Genomic DNA, 18,312 nt, shown 5'->3' with positions numbered 1-18,312 from the left:
GGAGCTAACGTCAATGAAAAAATGGGCTACTTTATTAGCTGGTAGTGCATGTGCGCTTTCCTTATTTTCTGCTTCTGCTGCCGCAGATGAGAACAAAGAGCTGGTCTTCATGAACTGGGGACCTTACATCAACAGTGGCATCTTAGAGCAGTTTACTAAGGAAACTGGCATCAAAGTGATTTACTCAACTTATGAGTCAAATGAAACCTTGTATGCAAAGCTAAAGACTCACAATCAAGGCTATGATCTTGTTGTTCCTTCAACCTATTTCGTGTCTAAGATGCGCGATGAAGGCATGCTACAAAAGATCGAAAAATCTAAGCTGAGCAATTTCAAAAACCTCGATAGCAACTATCTCAATAAGCCTTACGATCCAAACAACGACTACTCGATTCCTCACGTTGTGGCGATCACAGGTCTTGCGGTCAATACCGATATGTATGATCCGAATGATTTCCAAAGCTGGGCAGATCTGTGGAAACCGGAGTTAAAAGGCCAACTGATGCTGATGGACGATACACGTGAAGTGTTCCACATCGCACTGCGCAAACTGGGTTACTCAGGTAACACCACCGATGAAAAGCAGATCGACGAAGCGTATGCCGAGCTGCAAAAACTGATGCCAAACGTACTGGTCTTTAACTCAGATAACCCAGGCGCACCATACATGTCTGGTGAGGTTGGCCTTGGCATGCTTTGGAATGGCAGTGCCGCAGCCGCGCAGAAAGAAGGTCTACCACTCAAGCTGGTTTTCCCTAAAGAAGGCGGTATCGGCTGGGTAGATAACTTTGCAATCAGCTCTGGCGCGAAAAACGTCGAAGCGGCGCATAAGATGATTGATTTCCTACTGCGCCCAGAAATTGCAGAGCAGATCTCTAACGACACTGGCTATCTCACGGCTGTGAAAGCATCTAATGAGAAGTTTAAAGATATTGCTCCACTCTTCCCATCTCAAGAAGATCTGGATCGCGTTGAGTGGCAAGCTGCGGTTGGTGATAAGACCGTGAAATATGAAGAATACTTTATGAAACTGAAAGCCAGTCAGTAAAACGACACATGGTTTCATTGCTAATCACTTAGGCAGCCAAAAGCTGCCTATTTTTTTTATTGCTGATATAATCCCGACCTATTCGCGTCTAATTCGTGAATTTCAGCCTATTTTTTACAACCATTTGCCCTTTAGGGCACGCTAACATGAGCGGAACAGTAATGAAAAAAGCACTGTATACCGGCGCATTGTGTGCTGCTACTTTCTTGCCTACCCCTTCCTTTGCCGCAGATCAGGAACTCTATTTCTATAACTGGTCTGAATACATCCCAAGTGAAGTGCTGGAAGATTTTACTAAAGAAACGGGTATCAAAGTCATCTATTCGACATACGAATCCAATGAGAGTATGTACGCAAAACTGAAGACTCAGGGTGGTGGTTACGATTTGGTGGTCCCTTCAACCTACTTTGTCTCCAAAATGCGCAAAGAGGGTATGTTACAGAAAGTCGATAAAACCAAACTCTCCCACTTCGCTGAACTCGATAGCAACTATTTAGATAAGCCTTTTGACCCGGGTAACGACTACTCCATTCCTTACATTTGGGGGGCGACGGGCATTGGTATCAATGTGGATATGCTTTCCAAAAATTCGGTGAAAAATTGGGGCGATCTTTGGGATACTCAATGGGAAGGTCAACTGATGTTAATGGACGATGCTCGTGAGGTCTTCCACATCGCGCTCTCTAAACTGGGTTATTCACCGAATACCACGGATGCGAAAGAGATTCACGTTGCTTTTGAGGAATTAAAGAAACTCATTCCTAACGTGCTGGTCTTCAACTCAGATTTTCCAGCAAACCCCTATTTAGCTGGTGAAGTGTCTTTGGGCATGTTGTGGAACGGCTCTGCTTACATGGCTCGCCAAGAAGGCGCCAAGATTGAGATCATCTGGCCGGAAAAAGGGGCTATTTTTTGGATGGACAGCCTAGCCGTTCCAGCCCAAGCAAAGAATGTTGATGCCGCTCATAAAATGATCGATTTCCTTTTGCGCCCTGAAAATGCGGCGAAAATTGCGATGGAAATTGGTTATCCGACGCCTGTGAAAAGCGCTTACCCTCTGCTACCTAAAGCGTTTGCTAACGATCCGAACATTTTCCCACCACAATCTGTGATGGATAATGGGGTATGGCAAGATGAAGTTGCTGAAGCCAGCGTTTTGTACGATGAGTACTTCCAAAAGTTGAAAGTGGATAACTAATCCACATCTCCAAGAAGAAGCGACGTAGTGCCGCTTTTTCTTGGCTGTTCTCTCTCAACTGGCAACTTGAGAATCGATATGGGCTAACAGCTCTTCCACCAAGCGTGGAACTTCAACGCTCGCCTTACCATAACGTTTTTCGGCAAACTCACTCTCCAGTGCACTCGGCTCAAGGTTGATTTCTATGGTATGCGCACCATGCATTTTCGCATCATGTACAAATCCAGCCGCGGGATAAACCACCCCCGAAGTACCGATAGAAACAAACAGGTCGGCCTCTTCGAGTGCGGCATAGATATCCCCCATTCTGAGCGGCATTTCACCAAACCAGACAATGTGTGGCCTCATTTGAGCTGGCATTTGACAGCAATGGCATAAATCTCCTGTAAGAATGTCTCCACTCTGTTCAATAACCTGATTTGAGACACTGCAACGACTTTTGAGTAGCTCACCGTGCATATGGATGATATTTTTGCTTCCGCCACGTTCGTGCAGATTATCAATGTTCTGAGTAATGATAGTAACCTTGCCATCTAACTCTTGTTCCAAACGTCCCAATGCGTTATGCGCTGCATTGGGTTCAATGTTCTCGCCTTGCAGTTTACGTCGGCGCTGGTTATAGAACTCTTGGACTAGATCTGGATTTTTAGCAAAGCCCTCTGGGGTTGCGACATCTTCAATGCGGTGGTTTTCCCAAAGGCCATCTTGTGCTCTAAAAGTCTGAATGCCTGACTCAGCAGAGATTCCTGCACCCGTTAATACAACAATATTTTGGTATGGGAAATTCATGTTACATCCTTGCTTCTCGAAGTGGTGATAGTCGCGCGAAGATGAACGAGAGAAAAACTCAGACACTACACACGCTGTCTTTTGTTAATAGAGTAGCACTGCAGAAATAACAACAATAGTGATGAGGGTTAGACGATGGTCGCAATTGTGAGCGTTAAGAGGCAATAATGTGAACTGATACCAAAAGGGGCCGACAATGCGGCCCCTTTCTCACTCTTCCACCGAGTTTATTATTCCATGTTAGTGGCAGAAATCTTGTGAATAGCCAAATCGGCGCCGTTAAACTCATCTTCTTCTGAAAGACGTAGCCCACTGGCTTTGTGGATTGCACCATAAACAAGCACAGCACCGATCAGCGCCACACTAATGCCCAGCAGCGTACCGAGAATTTGCACGCTCAAACTCACCCCGCCCAAACCGCCTAAAGCGCTTTGACCAAAAATGCCACGCAATACCACCCCAGGCTCCACAAAGGCCATGCAGCGGCCACACCCCAAGTACGTCGTCAATTTTTGTTTTGTTCTGTAAGTAAGTGAAGAGGTAAACAAACAATACGCCTGCAATCAAGCCAGTAACGAGCGCACCAATCGGGTGCATGAGATCAGACCCCGCACACACCGCCACCAGCCCAGCTAATGGGCCGTTATGGATAAAGCCAGGGTCATTCTTACCAGCGATAAGCGCCGCAACAATACCACCAGCCATCGCCATGAGAGAGTTCATTGCGACTAAGCCACTGATGCCGTTTAGGGTTTGGGCCGACATAACGTTGAAACCAAACCAGCCAACACAGAGGATCCATGCGCCCAACGCAAGAAATGGAATGTTTGATGGAGCAAAGTTAGTGTGCTTTCCAGCACGTACGCGCCCTTTTCGCATGCCAAGGAACAAGACCGCAACCAGCGCAATCCAACCACCAACGCCATGCACTACCACAGAGCCTGCGAAGTCGTGAAATCCTACGCCAAATTGACTTTCAAACCAGGCTTGAACGCCAAAATTGCCGTTCCAGATGATGCCTTCAAACAGCGGGTAAACCAAACCGACGGTAAAGAAGGTCGCAATCAGTACTGGATAGAATCGAGCTCGCTCGGCGATACCACCAGAAACAATCGCCGGAATTGCCGCAGCAAAAGTCAGCAAAAAGAAGAACTTGACCAATTCATATCCGTTACCTTGTGACAAGGTACTGGCATCGGCTAGGAAGGTGCCGCCATAAGCCACCCAATAGCCAATAAAAAAATAAGCAATCGCAGAGATACCGAAATCGGCGATGATCTTGACTAACGCGTTCACTTGGTTTTTTTGTCGTACTGTCCCCACTTCAAGAAAGGCAAAACCGGCATGCATCAAAAACACCATGATCGCTCCAAGAAGGAGGAACAGTGTGTCGGAGCTTTGGGTCAGGGTTTGAACGGCTCCTTGAACCTGACTGGCGGTAACACTCATTGTTAGAACTCTCCGTTTATGTAGTGCACTTATCCTGTGCATCAGAAAACTTTATCATCACCATGATGGTGAGAAAATCAATTGAGCGCTACATACAGCAAAGAACGTTCCAACTATTGGTTAATCTATTAATAAAATCCATCCATATGAAAATTATCAATATTTCTTCTATTTAAATACAACAAATGAAATGAGGGAGAGAGATTTTGCACTCAATTGGTTCGAATGCACCAAAAACAAGCGCACCCATTACGTGCAATAAGGCAGTGGATAGAATCAAGAGTAAGAATCCCCTCGTTTATACGAGGGGATTTTCCTAGTGGGGTAACCGGTGTCGCTTAGTCGACACCGCGAGATTTGAGGAACTCTGCGTAAGTACCTTTGAAATCGGTGATCTTGCCATTACGGATCTCGATAATCCGAGTGGCTAGAGAGTCAACAAAAACGCGGTCATGTGATACGAAGAACAGCGTACCCTTATATTGCTCAAGCGCATTGTTGAGTGATTCGATCGATTCCATGTCCATGTGATTGGTTGGTTCGTCCATCAGCAGCATGTTAGGTTTGTGCATCATGATCTTACCGAGAAGCATACGCCCCTGCTCTCCACCGGAAAGCACTTTCACGGATTTCTTAATGTCGTCTTGGCCAAACAGCATGCGACCAAGGAAACTACGTATGACTTGTTCGTCGTCGCCTTCCTGACGCCATTGCCCCATCCACTCCATTAGATTCATGTCTTCAGCAAAATCGTGCGCGTGGTCTTGCGCGTAGTAACCAATGTTTGAGTTTTCAGACCACTTGTAGCTGCCTGTGCGAGGCTCTAGCACGCCAGCAAGGGTGCTGAGTAAGGTTGTTTTACCGACACCGTTTTCACCGATAATGGCAACACGCTCACCCACCTCAAAAATGGCATTGAAGCCCGCGAAAAGGTCTTGATCAAAACCTTGGCTGAGGTTCTCAACTTCCAGCGCGTTACGGAAAAGCTCTTTCGATTGTTCGAAGCGAATGAATGGGTTTTGACGACTTGAAGCCTTCACTTCATCCAGTTTGATCTTATCAATTTGTTTAGCGCGAGAAGTCGCCTGCTTCGCTTTTGATGCGTTGGCCGAGAAGCGAGCAACGAAGGTTTGTAGCTCGGCAATTTGCGCTTTCTTCTTAGCATTATCGGCTAATAGACGCTCACGTACCTGAGTTGCAGCGGTCATGTATTCATCGTAGTTGCCTGGGTACACACGAAGCTCACCATAGTCCAAATCCGCCATGTGGGTACATACCGAGTTCAGGAAGTGTCGGTCATGCGAAATGATGATCATGGTGCAGTTGCGCTCGTTGAGCGTATCTTCTAGCCAACGGATGGTATCAATGTCCAAGTTGTTGGTCGGCTCGTCCAATAGCATGATATCTGGATCAGCAAACAGCACTTGCGCCAAAAGAACACGCAGTTTCCAGCCTGGTGCAACTTCGCTCATTAAACCAAAGTGCTGCTCCAGCGGAATGCCCACAGCCAAGAGCAGCTCACCCGCTTTCGCTTCGGCCATGTAGCCGTCCATCTCTGCGAACTCAACCTCAAGATCGGCCACTTTCATCCCATCTTCTTCACTCATTTCTGGCAACGAGTAAATACGGTCACGTTCTTGTTTTACTTTCCAAAGATCTTTATGCCCCATGATCACGGTATCGATAACCGTAAACTCCTCATAAGCAAATTGGTTCTGGTTCAGTTTGGCAACTCGTTCGTTCGGATCGTAGCTCACGTTTCCGGCACTAGGTTCCAGTTCACCGCTTAGGATTTTCATAAAGGTTGACTTACCACAACCATTTGCGCCGATTAAACCATAGCGGTTGCCCTCGCCAAATTTAACCGAGATGTTTTCAAACAGAGGCTTGGCGCCAAATTGTTGAGTGATGTTTGCTGTAGAAATCAAAACCTGTACCTTTTGTGTCCAGTATCAAATAAAAAAACTGCGCAACGTTACTTGTTCAACGAGCTGACTGCAAGCATTGATTGCGCTGTGTAGCAAAGAAAGTGCTTAAGTTTAACAGCTTTGTTAGGCAAGCGGGTGATTGATGTGTTTCTTTCGTTAGTTGGTGTCTTGCTTGGGGAAATCGCCGGGGATTTCTGCTAGAGTCTGCAGCAATTTTGAAGTGGTTAGACCCAGTTTCAATCAAAGAGAACCGATATGCTGCAACCAACACAGACCACTTGGGTAATTCTTGCCGGAGGACAAGCCACTCGAATGGGAGGCGATGACAAAGGGTTTATTGAGCTTAACCACAAGCCGCTGATTCAACATGTTATCGAGCGCCTTGCGCCGCAAACCGATCGTATTTATATCAACGCCAATCGTAACCAGTCGCGCTACCAAGCGTTCGCTCCGGTATTTACGGATCATATTGAGGGATTCCAAGGGCCTCTTGGGGGAATGCATGCCGCACTCAACTTTGTGGATACGGAATGGGTTGGCTTTGTGCCCTGTGACAGTCCAAATATCAATCTCGACTTGGTTGTGCGTTTCTGTAGGTCGGTCGATGAATCCAGTGATATTTGGGTGGCACACGATGGGCAGCAGCCACAACCCGTCTTCGCACTTTGCCACAAACGCGTTTTGCCCGCTTTGACTGCATTTTTAAAACGTGATGAGCGAAAAATGGGGCTGTTTTTCTCACAATGCCATGCACGTTATGTGGATTTCAGTGATTCGCCACAATGTTTTGTGAATCTGAATACGCCACAAGAATTAGCTCAGTTTGGAAAAATCTGTTCATGATGCACAAATCATCTCTCGCTTTACTCGGCTTCGCAGCGTATTCCGGTACTGGAAAAACCACTCTGCTTGAAGCACTACTGCCAAAACTTACTGAAGCAGGCTTAAGAGTGGGTGTATTAAAACACGCCCACCATGATTTTGATGTCGATAAGCCCGGCAAAGACAGTTACCGTCTGCGTAAAGCAGGTGCGTCGCAAATGCTGATCGCCTCACACAAGCGCTTTGCTTTAATGACTGAAACGCCGCAAGCCGAAGCTGAATTTGACTATCTGCTTAGCCGTTTTGATCACAGCAAACTGGATTTATTGCTGGTCGAGGGTTGTAAGAATATCGCCTTTAATAAGATTGAGTTGCATCGCGAGGAAGTCGGTAAACCGTGGTTGTACCCGCACGATGAAAACATCATCGCGATTGCGTCTGATGCTAATCCACTAGATACGACCTTGCCGCAAATGAACATCAATGATCTGGACTCGATTGCTGAGTTTGTTCTTCGCTACGCGCGAGAGCAATGTCACTCTAAAGAGCACTCAACAATAGATAACGTATCGCAAGATATGTTGACGCAAGAGAGCGGCATTGAGCGTATCCTTTCTCATCTAAAGCCGCTCGCTGAGAGCGAAACGGTGCCCCTCGCTGATGCCTACGGACGCGTATTGGCGCTACCGATACTTCATGGTGGTGACGTTGTCACCGAAAGCGGTGCGCTACTGGCGCAGACACATCTCTCTTCCCTATCGGCTTTAGGGATCAAGCGCTGTCAGGTCATACGAAAGCCACGTGTCGCACTATTGTCGCTAGACGGTAACGATTCTCAAGTTTGCCATGCTGTTTTACTTGGCATGCTGCATACGCTCGGTTGTGAGGTAAACGCGCACGTTGTTGGTGCTGAGCAAAGTCAACAACGAGTACAAGTACTTGAAGAGGCGCTAAACCTGAATGAGGTTATCCTCCTCAACGGGAGTACTAAGAGCTGGCAACACATAGTGCTTAGTCTCAATGCAGAGGTTGAGGCCAGTGGTTTCTCTCTGCGACTCATTGAGCGAAAACCACTTCTCTTGATGGATACAACACTTGTAAATCTGCAAGGCCATTTTCTTTCAACCGTTGCACCGATGGTGCGTAAACTTCGTGGCGAGAGAGCCTGTCAGGAAAGTGGGCAAAAAGCGCGATTAACTCAAGGATTCAAAGCCATTCTGGGAGAGCACGAATTTTACTACGGCTCTTTGACGGTTGATAACATGGGAAGCAATCAGGTGACGCCGGTGATGCACTCGTTTGAGAGTCTAGCGCCTTGGTTAACGATGCAAAGTAAAGAGAATATCAACTGTATGATCGCCGTTCCCGCTGCTGTGGATACATTGAAAGCCGGAGAATGCGTGACAATCTACCCACTTCAAGGCAAAATCTAGCCAATTTAAATCAAGGCCAACTCGTTGGCCTTTTTCATTGCGAGAGAAACTGATGGTTCGCACTCTAATTTACATCTACAAAGGCGTTGAGAAAACGCTGCCTTTTTCTTACGAAAAGCATCGCAATATTCACGAAGCGGTTGCTGAAGCGGAAGGTATTGATATCTCAGCATACTTGAAAATGGAGCAGCAGCTCGAAGCGATTTCGGATACCAAGTCGGTGCGCAATTATCGCGATAATCACTTCAAGAAGTTGGGGTTTGAGTTGATTACGCTCAAGCAGAAAGACAACTTGGGCGTAGGCAAAAAGAAGCGCGACTGAACATAAAACAAAGGCTTGCATCTGCAAGCCTTTGTTGAATTTACCCTTTGATATTCAAGAAGGCTGCGCCACGAACACCGCCTGAATCACCATGTTTTGCTTTGATGATCTTTGGACATTTCGCCACAGACAATAGATACTTAGGCACGCGTTTTGGCATCTCATCGTAAATGAGATCAAAGTTAGACAAACCGCCACCCAGTACTACCACGTGTGGATCGTTCGCAGTAAAGATATTGGCGAAGCAGATCGCCAGCAATTCCATAAAGCGCTCAACGTGTTCCGCGGCTTGCTCATCGCCTGCGGCGTTCGCTTGAATAATGTCGATGGCTTTTTTCTCTTCACCATAATAGTGGGCGTAAAGAAGCTCGAAGCCACGACCTGAAAGATAGCTATCAAGACAGCCTTTTTTGCCGCAGCCGCAACCCAACAATGGTGCTTTTTCTCCAAGTTGGAACCATGCATCAATCGGCAAGCGCATGTGGCCCAGTTCACCTGCCACGTTGTTACGGCCAGAGAACACTTTGCCGTCGTAGATCAAACCACCGCCAAAACCTGTACCGAGAATAAGCCCCATCACCGATGGCGAATCTTGTAACTCTTCATCCCACGCTTCAGAAAGAGCAAAACAGTTGGCATCGTTTTCAATTTTTACGCTACGACCAATACGCGCCTCTAAATCAGCACGCAGTGGTTTGCCTTTTGCTGCGGGGACATTCACCGTCAGAACCGTTGCATCATCAGCATCTTCCATCCCCGGCAGACCTAAACCGATTTTACCTTCGCAGCCAAACTGCGCATCGTACTTTTCAACTAGACCGACGATGGTGTCAATCAGCAGTGAGTAATCGTCGGTAGGCGTAGGGACACGCTCCGTTGCAACGCGCGCTAGTTTTTCATTAAATGCACCAAACTCAATTTTAGTGCCGCCGACATCAAAGCCGTAATACATGGGTTCTCTCCTGAAAAGACCTGTCAGACTCCTAATGTGTTGGAGTCAAAAGATGATAAATATCTGCGCATTATCCACATCTGTACGCCTACAAACCGTGACGCAGGCAGGATTTATCTGCTGATTGATATCGTTTGCGCAACTACTCAGCAGCGCAGCAGTATAACTTAGAGTGATGTCTCGCTTTTAAAGCGGCGAAGGTATGCAGATCGATATGGCCTACTCTCATCCGGTTTTGCGCGACTTTTGCTAAGCAGGTAACTTTCGCGAAAGGCTTCAAACCAACTTTGCAAACACTGGCTGGCATGCGTTTCGCTGGCTTGGCTAAGTACTAATGAAGCCACTTCTGCCGTTGATAGGTGTTGATCATTATCTGAGTGGCGCATTTGATATTGGGACAACTGCTCGGGGTCGATGGAGAGCACAGGCAGATTTTGCAGATAATTGGAGCGACGAAAGATTTTTCTCGCTTCACGCCAGCTGCCATCAATGAAGATCAGAAGCCATTTGCGGTTATCATGCTTGGACGACTCACGTATTAACAGGTTGGAATCCAACTGCTTAAGCAAGCGCTCTGGTTGATCAACATAATCTGCGGGAAAGACAATCACTGGTTGGTAGTCGTCACACTGTAACAAGGCAAGCATTTCATGGTCAGGTTCGGTGCGGTTCCACTGATACACATAGGTTTCTTGTACCACATCGGCAATCAAGCGCCCTGTGTTGCTCGGCTTAAACACCTCATTGTCAGAGACGATCAACATGCACGCGATATTGGCCGGCACATCTGGCTGAATATCGCACAAGCAATGCTCCAAGGAGACTTGGCAATAGCGGCAGCGCACGACATTGCATCCGCGCGCCTGAAATGGCTTGGTTGAGATGGACTGGCGGTACTGGTATAAACGGTGAAAAGCGTGCAATCTCATGATGAACTTGGCTCAGATAAAAGAGAGCTGGATTCTACTGACAAGGCGCGACAAGCTCAACACTGCTCTCAATCGGACAAATTAAAGGAATCCTATGACCGAGCCGAGTTTTAACGACCCCTCCACTCTTCGCTTAGCCATTTTTATTGCTGTTTTGTTGATTTGTGCCGCTTGGGAGCACTACCGACCACGAAAAGCGCTGACCGCTCCTAAAACGGTACGTTGGTTTAACAACCTCACTTTGGTCGCCCTTAACGGCTTACTCATCGCACTTTTACTGCCTCTGACGGCTTTTGAAGCCGCTAATATCGCCCAAGATCAGCAAATGGGCATTTTCCATCAGCTCTCTCTGCCCATATGGGCCAATGTATTACTTTCTGTCATTGCGCTCGATCTCATCATTTATCTACAGCATCTGTTGTTTCACAGGCTGCCTTGGTTATGGCGTTTACATCGCATGCATCACGCCGACTTAGATATCGATGTCACCACAGGTACTCGCTTCCATCCGATAGAAATTCTTCTGTCTATGATGATCAAAATCGGCAGTGTGTTCGCTTTAGGTGTCTCACCACTGGCGATTGTCGTGTTTGAAATCATTCTTAACGCCAGTGCGATGTTTAATCACAGCAATGCAAAGCTGCCACTTAGGCTTGATGCGGTGATGAGAAAAGTGATTGTGACGCCTGACATGCATCGGGTGCATCATTCAGTGATTGTGCGGGAAACGCATTCCAATTTTGGTTTTTTCCTTTCGCTGTGGGATAGGCTTTTCCGTACCTACGTCGCTCAACCGAAGCTGAGCCACCAGCGGGTACAAATCGGTGTGCCAGAAATTAGAAAAGCGCGAGAACAATGGTTAGACAAAATGCTGACTCAACCGTGTCGCTATTCGACGAAACGTAAATAGTAACGCGAGTTAAGATGGTGCTGGTTTTAAAGCGCCAATGAAGAAAGCCCAACGCTGTCGTTGGGCTTTCTAAAAATTCGTTAAGCTAGCTGGCTAACTGATATTTATGTAGCATCTCTTGCTGCTGACCTGCAATATCAGCGACTTGCTGTGAGCTCTCCACCATCGATTCCAACTGCTGCCTAGTTTGATCGCCCTGCTCAGAAACATGAGCAATGGCGCGCGAGACTTCCGAGGTGGCTCGCTGCTGCTCTTCTGTCGACAAAGTAATTTGTTCAACGCGCTCGCGAATATGCCCAACTGCGATCTCAATATCGCTGAAGGCGACTTTCACTTCACTGCTTGCTGCTAGTGCTTCGGCCATTCCTTTACGCGATTCTTCCACCGATTGGCGGCTTTTCTCTGCCGCCGATATTAACTCGTTCATCATTTCGCTGATGTTTGACGTTTGTTTGGAGGTATCGCTGGCCAGCTTACGGACTTCATCGGCTACGACAGCAAATCCTCTCCCTTGCTCACCTGCACGGGCCGCTTCAATTGCTGCGTTCAATGCCAGCAAGTTGGTGTTCTCCGCAATACCACTAATCAAATCGACCATTTCGCGAATGGCCTTAACGCGCAAATCCAACTCGCGCATCGCTTCTTCGTTGATGTTCAATGACTGTTCAAGCAGCGCCAAACGATTGAGACTTCCCTCGACCACACTGACGCCGTGCAGCGTATTTTCTGTCGCCGTTTTGGCATCATCGTAAGAGGCACTAGTTACCGAGGCGATCTCTTTGATAGAGGCTTCCAGTTCAGTGACCGTCGCCACCATCGCCGCTAACGCATCATTTTGCACACTCAAACTTTGGCTAGAATACTCTGCCGCACCGTGACTGATTTCTGCCGTCTGATAGAGCGCCTCACAGTTTCTCGTGACGACCGTGAGCGATTCACCCGTGGAGTTGATCACTTGGTTGAGTTTTCTCGCCACTTCACACATCTCACGCGGCCCCACTTCCTCTGCCAACTGGGTAAAGTTGTGTTGCGTGAGCTCAGAAAGGCGTTTCAGAATATTTTTCAAACCACGATTGACCCATGCACGGAAACCAAGCCATGAAGTGATGACCAGAGCAACGACCACTACGCCACTGAGCGTCAGAGTGAGGCTCATATTGCTAATGGTTTGATTCACAATCTGCTCGCCTTGGTGGATCAGTGACGAGGCAGTGGCCGAGATCGCGTTCAATAGCTCGATGGTTTCATTGGATAAATGTGTAGCTTGAGTGATCTGCGTCTGCTGCTCTTGTTGATTTCGAACTCTCTCCATCAACATCGCTAGGACGCCTTGCTCTTTAAAGCCAGCCAACACCATGTCATAAGGCGCGGTCAAGCTAGCAAATTCGGTGACGTCTGGATGCGACTCTTTAAAATCATCATAAGCGAGACGGATCCCGGCGATACGGTTACGCATTTCACGATACTCGCTCTCCGCCTTTTCTGGATCGCTTTGCATCATTAGCATGAGAAACGTGCTCTCCATGGAGCTTGCCCCTGCGCTAAAGCGGTTTGCGGCATCGGTTGACTCAGGATTATCGAGACTCAAAAACGAGCTGATACGATTCATTTCTGGGCCAATAGAGCTGAGACCATAGCGAAAACTGCTAATCGCTTGGTCAATTTTTTGTTGGTTGTCGATCGCTTGTGCTTGTCTCGTCAAGATATCTGAGGTGATCTGGGCTATCGCATCGACATTACTTTGCAACTGCTGCTGCTGTTGCGTGGAAATCACTTGTTCAAAAGCGCTGGTAACTGCCATCACTCGTTCAATATATTGAGACGTTTCTGAAGTTAACTGCTTGATTTTAATGCGAGTTGCTTGCAGTTCACCCGGGGCTTTAAGTGAAGATCCGTAGTTGAGCAGTTTGATCTGTTCAAGAATGTTCTGGGTTAGTTTGGCGTTATTCATCGCAAGTGGTAAAGCTTGGGTCGACAAGGTGCTAAACTGTGTACCTATCTTTTGCACACCGTTGTAACTCGAGATCGAGAGTGCAAAGACGAGGAGAATGATAGAGAGAAACAGCACGCTGATCGCCTGGATCAAAGAGAGAGAAGCGCGTTTAGTTTTAGGCAAATTCATACATTAACCAAAGTATCAAGTCACAAGAATGAGACAAAGTGTGATTTACTACCAAGTTTATGGGTCCTTCGTGACAGTTACATGACAGTAAAAAGACATCCTGATTACATATGAAACAATTTAATTATTTAATTTTGCTAATGATTTTGCTTGTTGGTGGATGCAGCCAGACGAAGATGGCTCACCGCGAGGTTGATAAACTGAACCTTTCAGATCACATTTTTGCCAACAATCCTGAACTGCACTCATTCTATCTTGAATGGCATGGCACACCTTATCAGTTTGGTGGGCATGACAAAGACGGTATTGATTGTTCTGCTTTTGTTCAACATGCCTTTGGCCAAGCCTATCAATTTACTCTGCCCAGAACCACGAGAGAGCAATTCGATGCGAGCCGAAAGATTGAATGGCAGCAGAAGCAGCAGGGGGACTTACTGTTCTTTAAAACCAGCAAATCGGACTATCATGTAGGAATATATTTAGGTGGGTTGCAGTTTATGCATGCATCAACAACGAAGGGAGTAATCATTTCACGGCTTGATAACCCTTATTGGGTGGATAAATTTTGGCAGGTCAGAAGAGTTACTCTCTAACTCTTCTGACCTGGTAGTCTCAATCGTACTTCGCCACAGCACTGTCAAATAGGTTTTTTACCAGTGCAATGTACTCATCAAGAAAATTGATCTGTTCGTTTGTCGCTTTCTTATGCCAAACGCCCGCCAGCACTTCACCCAAATCGTCTGCGACCATATCTGCCTCTTTCAGCAATTTAAAACGGATGCTGGAATGCAGTTCTGGGTTCTGTTCAAAAAGAGCCATGATGTTGGATGCAATCATGTCTGTGATCACATCTTCTATGGTTTCTGTGCCTGTATCGCCAACGTCAGACGCGAATACATCAAGATTCAAGGCAAGGTGCTCTATGAGAGCTAAGTATCCATCGGTTTCAACAACCACTCTTCTTCTCCGTCTGAATGCTTACATCAAGCGTAAGCTTACAACTTTTTTATCTAAGTTAATACTAAGACATGTCTGGGAAATTTCACCAACTTAATCAATTATAAATCGCAGAATTTGATCAAATGGCGTACTTTCCATCAAAAGCGAACAGAGATCACTCTTCGTAAACACAAGTTTGGTTGCGGCCACTCTCTTTTGCCACATAAAGTGCCTTATCCGCGCATTTGAGCCACTCTATGTATCCGGAAAAAGCAGGTTTAAATTCACATACACCTAAGCTGATGGTGTAATTGATCACGAAATCTTCGACTCGGACGATTTCTTGCTCTACTCGTTTGCGTAAACGCTCAGCGAAATAACGCGCTTGATCGGCGCTGGTGTTTGGCAATAGCACGGTAAACTCTTCACCACCATAGCGCCCACACAAGTCACTGCCACGAGCAGTTTTCTTAAGCATATTAGAGGTCTTACGAATCACTTCGTCGCCTGCATGGTGGCCGTAGGTATCATTTACTCGTTTAAAATGATCGATATCGAAAATGACCAGTGAGCTGTGTGTATCGAGAAACTGCATTCGATTAAACTCTTCTTTCATCGACTGTTCCCAGAAGGCTCGATTATACAGCCCTGTTAGTCCATCACGGCGGCTCATTTCTGATAGATGCTGATTAGTCTCTTTGAGGTGAATTTTACTGCGAGCAATTTCGGAAACATCATTAATCTGAATCGCTATGTGTGTCACCTGACCACACAGAGAGCGCAATGGCGTAATGACGATGTCTTGATACATATACGTGCTGCCATGCGAGACTGGCGAGAAATTATGGAACTTAAATAGATAAGGGCGGTTTTCCCAACTAGAGAAAGAGCGCGTCGCCAGTTCAGCAGCGGTATTTACTTTGGTCTCCAACCAAACACGTGGTAACTCATGAAAACATTCAAAGAGATTTCGCCCTAGAATCTTCTGCGACATTACCCCACTGTAGGACTGCATAAAGCTGTTCCAGACACACACTTGAAATGAGCGGTCGATAACAACCAAGCCAGAGTCCATGGTATCGAGAATTTGGGTGACCCAGTGAAAATCGGCAATATCGAGCGTTAAGTCCGAAGTCATAATGTCTCCATAATGTCGTAGATGATAGCAACCGACGGACTATCAATGAGAAACAGCACCTCGCATTCAAAATCCATGGTTTCAGCAAAATAGGTGTACTCAATGGTAAACAGCTCGTCTGATTCTTGTCCGCAATCGACGTCCTGTATCACCATATCGATGATGGCGGGCTGACGAAGTGAGAAGGATTTGTCGAGGTGGTCACCAAGCGAGGTTAAAAAAGAAGAAACCAGTAAGTTGGCAATGTTGAGAATCGCCTCGTTGTGGGTGGTAAAGTCTTTGTGGTAACCGAGCTTCTCACCTATTTGGTCAATGTCGTTGCCACGAAGACAAACTAAGGCTTCACCATGAATCCCGCCACCAACAAAACGCTGTGAGACCGCAACCGATCCTTCCCTTTTCACCACATCAACCACCGTCATATAAAGCTCCCCACAGGTGAGTGGTCCGACATTCGGTACTGGTAGCTGAATGAACTCATTAAGATGGTCTGCCATAATCGCCGCCCCTTTCCCCAAAGCAATATTGGCGATCTCTTTAAATTTTAAAAGTGGGGTGGCGAGCGCTTCGGATTTAAGAACGGGCTTAATATGAGGGTTGGTGTAGCGTAGCCCCAGTTGCTGAAACAAAGGTTCTGCTTCTTCATCGCTAAAGGGTTTTTCTACAAAGGCGATGGCTCCCATATTCAGACATCGCTGCTTAGCTTCCCTTTGCACATCGCCCGATACAACCACCACACGGGTTTTGTACTGGCTGACGGGCAAACTGGCTAACAGCTCAAAGCCGTCCATCACTGGCATAGTGAGATCCAAAAACAGCACATCGATATTTTGTTCCATCATGATCTGCAGCGCTTCATAGCCATCTTGCGCTTCGAGAAGATGCACAGAGCTATCGCATACAATTGAACGACTGATTGACTTTCTTGCAACCGCCGAGTCATCGCAAATGAGTATTTTCATACAGACCGTGGAACCAATATCAAAAAATGAATAATACGTGTCGAACAAAAAATGCTCTAGAGGGAAAAGAGAGAAAAAGCGGGGATATAAGCGACTAAATTCACATTTGAGTTATTTTTTTTCGAAAAATTACCTGATTCTTACTGAAGTTTGTGAAATGGCGACATTTTGTTTCTTCTTCTAGCATACACTTAGGATGAAACCAGCGTAGTCAGATGGGAGGCTTTATGTGGCAAGCGATTTCAGAGCAGCTTTCAGACACTTTAATGTTCTCTTACGAGATTGTAGAGAAGGTACCGCTTGATGGCGGTGATATCAGTGACTGCTTTATGATCAGCGATGGTGAACATCGTTATTTTGTCAAAGTCAACGAGCGTGATTTCCTGCAAAAGTTTGAAAGTGAGGCGGAAAATCTGCGTCAGTTACGAGAAACCTGCACCATTCATCTGCCAGAATTAATTTTGACAGGCGTCTCTAAATCCAACGCTTTCATCATTCTCAATTACCTCCCGACCAAACCACTTGAAGATGTGCAAAGCAGTTATCAATTGGGCCAACAGCTTGCGAGACTGCATTTGTGGGGAGAACAGAAAGAGTATGGTTTCGACCAAGACAACTTCATTGGCGCGGTACTGCAGCCAAACGCTTGGCACAAAAAATGGCACACCTTTTTCGCTGAGCAGCGCATCGGTTGGCAGTTGCAACTTTTACGTGAAAAAGGCGTCAATTTTGGTGTGTTGGATGAGATTGTCGACGTGGTAAAACGTCAGCTCATTAGCCACAACCCTCGCCCTTCCCTATTGCATGGCGATTTATGGCATGGAAATATGGCATTATCTGCCTTTGGCCCAATCTGTTTTGATCCGGCGAGCTATTGGGGAGATCGGGAATGCGATATTGCCATGACGGAGTTATTTGGCGGTTTTCAGCCCGAGTTTTACCAAGGTTATGAAAGCTTAGCCCCGCTCCCATTTGGTTACGCTCAGCGTCGAGAAATTTATAACCTTTACCATCTCCTCAATCATTGCAATCAATTTGGCGGCCACTATCTAGAGCAAGCTCAGAAGGCGGTTGATAATGTCCTCTCCTACTGAGGAAAGGGGATAAATTAAACGCCGAGCCAGCAGAGCTAAATCAAGAATGTCATCGTTTTCAGTACAACGATGACATTTTTCGAGTCATATCACTTTAACTTCTGTTCGTTTGTCTATGTATTGAATTTTTTGTCATGTTTTGCACTTATTTTGAGTCAAACATCAACTTTCCTGCCTAACATAAACTCAGAGCGTAGTGCTGTTGTGTACAAATAAACCTGCTTTTGAGCGCTTTGGCTAGCAAGCATTTCGTCACGCGCCACGTTTGCCGACACA

The 18,312-nt window shown here is 46.5% G+C and carries 16 protein-coding genes and 1 pseudogene; 8 read left to right on the top strand and 9 right to left on the bottom strand.

Annotated elements, in window-relative coordinates:
* Positions 1 to 13: 13 nt before the first annotated feature.
* Together UF06_RS10000 and UF06_RS09995 are read left to right on the top strand one after the other, a co-directional pair.
* Positions 14 to 1,048: an extracellular solute-binding protein gene (locus tag UF06_RS10000; RefSeq protein WP_045570326.1), complete on the top strand. Its 1,035-nt coding sequence runs from the start codon at positions 14 to 16 to the stop codon at positions 1,046 to 1,048.
* Between the two features lie 161 nt (positions 1,049 to 1,209).
* Entirely contained in the window at positions 1,210 to 2,247 is a 1,038-nt protein-coding gene (locus UF06_RS09995) for an extracellular solute-binding protein (protein WP_045570325.1), read from the top strand.
* Positions 2,248 to 2,301: 54 nt separating this feature from the next.
* Here the strand turns inward: UF06_RS09995 and cobB are convergent, their stop codons facing one another.
* From cobB to UF06_RS09980, 3 genes and pseudogenes are all read right to left on the bottom strand, one after another.
* On the bottom strand, positions 2,302 to 3,102 hold the full coding sequence (cobB, locus tag UF06_RS09990; protein ID WP_277914541.1) for a Sir2 family NAD+-dependent deacetylase: 801 nt from the start codon (positions 3,100 to 3,102) through the stop codon (positions 2,302 to 2,304).
* Between the two features lie 164 nt (positions 3,103 to 3,266).
* Positions 3,267 to 4,485, bottom strand: a pseudogene (locus UF06_RS09985) (ammonium transporter).
* A gap of 338 nt (positions 4,486 to 4,823) precedes the next feature.
* Positions 4,824 to 6,413, bottom strand: a complete 1,590-nt coding sequence (locus tag UF06_RS09980) for an ABC-F family ATPase (RefSeq protein WP_045570323.1) — start codon at positions 6,411 to 6,413, stop codon at positions 4,824 to 4,826.
* Positions 6,414 to 6,668: 255 nt separating this feature from the next.
* On the opposite strand from UF06_RS09980, the gene mobA reads away from it, so the two are divergent.
* From mobA to UF06_RS09965, 3 genes are read left to right on the top strand one after another with little or no spacing between them, the layout of a single operon-like run.
* On the top strand, positions 6,669 to 7,256 hold the full coding sequence (gene mobA, locus UF06_RS09975; protein ID WP_045570322.1) for a molybdenum cofactor guanylyltransferase MobA: 588 nt from the start codon (positions 6,669 to 6,671) through the stop codon (positions 7,254 to 7,256).
* Entirely contained in the window at positions 7,253 to 8,668 is a 1,416-nt protein-coding gene (gene mobB / locus UF06_RS09970; RefSeq protein WP_045570321.1) for a molybdopterin-guanine dinucleotide biosynthesis protein MobB, read from the top strand. The genes mobA and mobB overlap by 4 nt, the downstream gene beginning before the upstream one ends.
* A gap of 52 nt (positions 8,669 to 8,720) precedes the next feature.
* Positions 8,721 to 8,990, top strand: coding sequence for a DUF2960 family protein (locus UF06_RS09965; RefSeq protein WP_039426466.1), 270 nt, complete (start codon positions 8,721 to 8,723; stop codon positions 8,988 to 8,990).
* 40 nt (positions 8,991 to 9,030) lie between these two features.
* Here the strand turns inward: UF06_RS09965 and nagK are convergent, their stop codons facing one another.
* Both nagK and UF06_RS09955 read right to left on the bottom strand, forming a co-directional pair.
* The gene (gene nagK / locus UF06_RS09960) at positions 9,031 to 9,942 is read right to left on the bottom strand and encodes an N-acetylglucosamine kinase (protein WP_045570320.1); all 912 of its coding nucleotides are present in this window, start codon (positions 9,940 to 9,942) and stop codon (positions 9,031 to 9,033) included.
* Positions 9,943 to 10,109: 167 nt separating this feature from the next.
* Positions 10,110 to 10,871 (bottom strand): tRNA-uridine aminocarboxypropyltransferase, encoded by a 762-nt coding sequence (locus tag UF06_RS09955; protein WP_045570319.1) that lies wholly within the window; start codon positions 10,869 to 10,871, stop codon positions 10,110 to 10,112.
* Positions 10,872 to 10,965: 94 nt separating this feature from the next.
* Here UF06_RS09955 and UF06_RS09950 point away from each other — a divergent pair, with 94 nt between their 5' ends.
* Positions 10,966 to 11,781, top strand: coding sequence for a sterol desaturase family protein (locus UF06_RS09950; RefSeq protein WP_045570318.1), 816 nt, complete (start codon positions 10,966 to 10,968; stop codon positions 11,779 to 11,781).
* Between the two features lie 85 nt (positions 11,782 to 11,866).
* Here the strand turns inward: UF06_RS09950 and UF06_RS09945 are convergent, their stop codons facing one another.
* Positions 11,867 to 13,903: a methyl-accepting chemotaxis protein gene (locus UF06_RS09945; RefSeq protein ID WP_045570317.1), complete on the bottom strand. Its 2,037-nt coding sequence runs from the start codon at positions 13,901 to 13,903 to the stop codon at positions 11,867 to 11,869.
* Between the two features lie 110 nt (positions 13,904 to 14,013).
* Between UF06_RS09945 and UF06_RS09940 the strand changes: the two genes are divergently transcribed.
* Entirely contained in the window at positions 14,014 to 14,496 is a 483-nt protein-coding gene (locus UF06_RS09940; RefSeq protein ID WP_045570316.1) for an NlpC/P60 family protein, read from the top strand.
* A gap of 19 nt (positions 14,497 to 14,515) precedes the next feature.
* On the opposite strand, the gene UF06_RS09935 is transcribed toward UF06_RS09940, so the two are convergent.
* The 3 genes from UF06_RS09935 to UF06_RS09925 all read right to left on the bottom strand — a co-directional run bounded on the left by UF06_RS09935 (position 14,516) and on the right by UF06_RS09925 (position 16,942).
* Complete coding sequence (locus UF06_RS09935) at positions 14,516 to 14,860, bottom strand: DUF3802 family protein (protein WP_039436896.1); 345 nt, start codon at positions 14,858 to 14,860, stop codon at positions 14,516 to 14,518.
* A gap of 157 nt (positions 14,861 to 15,017) precedes the next feature.
* Entirely contained in the window at positions 15,018 to 15,980 is a 963-nt protein-coding gene (locus UF06_RS09930; RefSeq protein WP_045570315.1) for a diguanylate cyclase, read from the bottom strand.
* Entirely contained in the window at positions 15,977 to 16,942 is a 966-nt protein-coding gene (locus UF06_RS09925; protein ID WP_045570376.1) for a response regulator, read from the bottom strand. The genes UF06_RS09930 and UF06_RS09925 overlap by 4 nt, the downstream gene beginning before the upstream one ends.
* A gap of 227 nt (positions 16,943 to 17,169) precedes the next feature.
* On the opposite strand from UF06_RS09925, the gene UF06_RS09920 reads away from it, so the two are divergent.
* On the top strand, positions 17,170 to 18,036 hold the full coding sequence (locus tag UF06_RS09920) for a fructosamine kinase family protein (RefSeq protein ID WP_045570314.1): 867 nt from the start codon (positions 17,170 to 17,172) through the stop codon (positions 18,034 to 18,036).
* Positions 18,037 to 18,312 lie beyond the last annotated feature (276 nt).

Origin of the sequence: Vibrio sp. S234-5 (assembly GCF_000960595.1) — a bacterium.
Lineage (GTDB): Bacteria > Pseudomonadota > Gammaproteobacteria > Enterobacterales > Vibrionaceae > Vibrio.
This window is presented reverse-complemented; position numbering and strand designations above follow the sequence as displayed.

Excerpts from the sequence above, each read along its gene's own strand:
- UF06_RS10000 (WP_045570326.1), top strand. The coding sequence starts at position 14 with ATGAAAAAATGGGCTACTTTATTAGCTGGTAGTGCATGTGCGCTTTCC.
- UF06_RS09995 (WP_045570325.1), top strand. The coding sequence starts at position 1,210 with ATGAAAAAAGCACTGTATACCGGCGCATTGTGTGCTGCTACTTTCTTG.
- mobA (WP_045570322.1), top strand. The coding sequence starts at position 6,669 with ATGCTGCAACCAACACAGACCACTTGGGTAATTCTTGCCGGAGGACAA.
- mobB (WP_045570321.1), top strand. The coding sequence starts at position 7,253 with ATGATGCACAAATCATCTCTCGCTTTACTCGGCTTCGCAGCGTATTCC.
- UF06_RS09965 (WP_039426466.1), top strand. The coding sequence starts at position 8,721 with ATGGTTCGCACTCTAATTTACATCTACAAAGGCGTTGAGAAAACGCTG.
- nagK (WP_045570320.1), bottom strand. The coding sequence starts at position 9,942 with ATGTATTACGGCTTTGATGTCGGCGGCACTAAAATTGAGTTTGGTGCA.
- UF06_RS09955 (WP_045570319.1), bottom strand. The coding sequence starts at position 10,871 with ATGAGATTGCACGCTTTTCACCGTTTATACCAGTACCGCCAGTCCATC.
- UF06_RS09950 (WP_045570318.1), top strand. The coding sequence starts at position 10,966 with ATGACCGAGCCGAGTTTTAACGACCCCTCCACTCTTCGCTTAGCCATT.
- UF06_RS09945 (WP_045570317.1), bottom strand. The coding sequence starts at position 13,903 with ATGAATTTGCCTAAAACTAAACGCGCTTCTCTCTCTTTGATCCAGGCG.
- UF06_RS09940 (WP_045570316.1), top strand. The coding sequence starts at position 14,014 with ATGAAACAATTTAATTATTTAATTTTGCTAATGATTTTGCTTGTTGGT.
- UF06_RS09930 (WP_045570315.1), bottom strand. The coding sequence starts at position 15,980 with ATGACTTCGGACTTAACGCTCGATATTGCCGATTTTCACTGGGTCACC.
- UF06_RS09925 (WP_045570376.1), bottom strand. The coding sequence starts at position 16,942 with ATGAAAATACTCATTTGCGATGACTCGGCGGTTGCAAGAAAGTCAATC.
- UF06_RS09920 (WP_045570314.1), top strand. The coding sequence starts at position 17,170 with ATGTGGCAAGCGATTTCAGAGCAGCTTTCAGACACTTTAATGTTCTCT.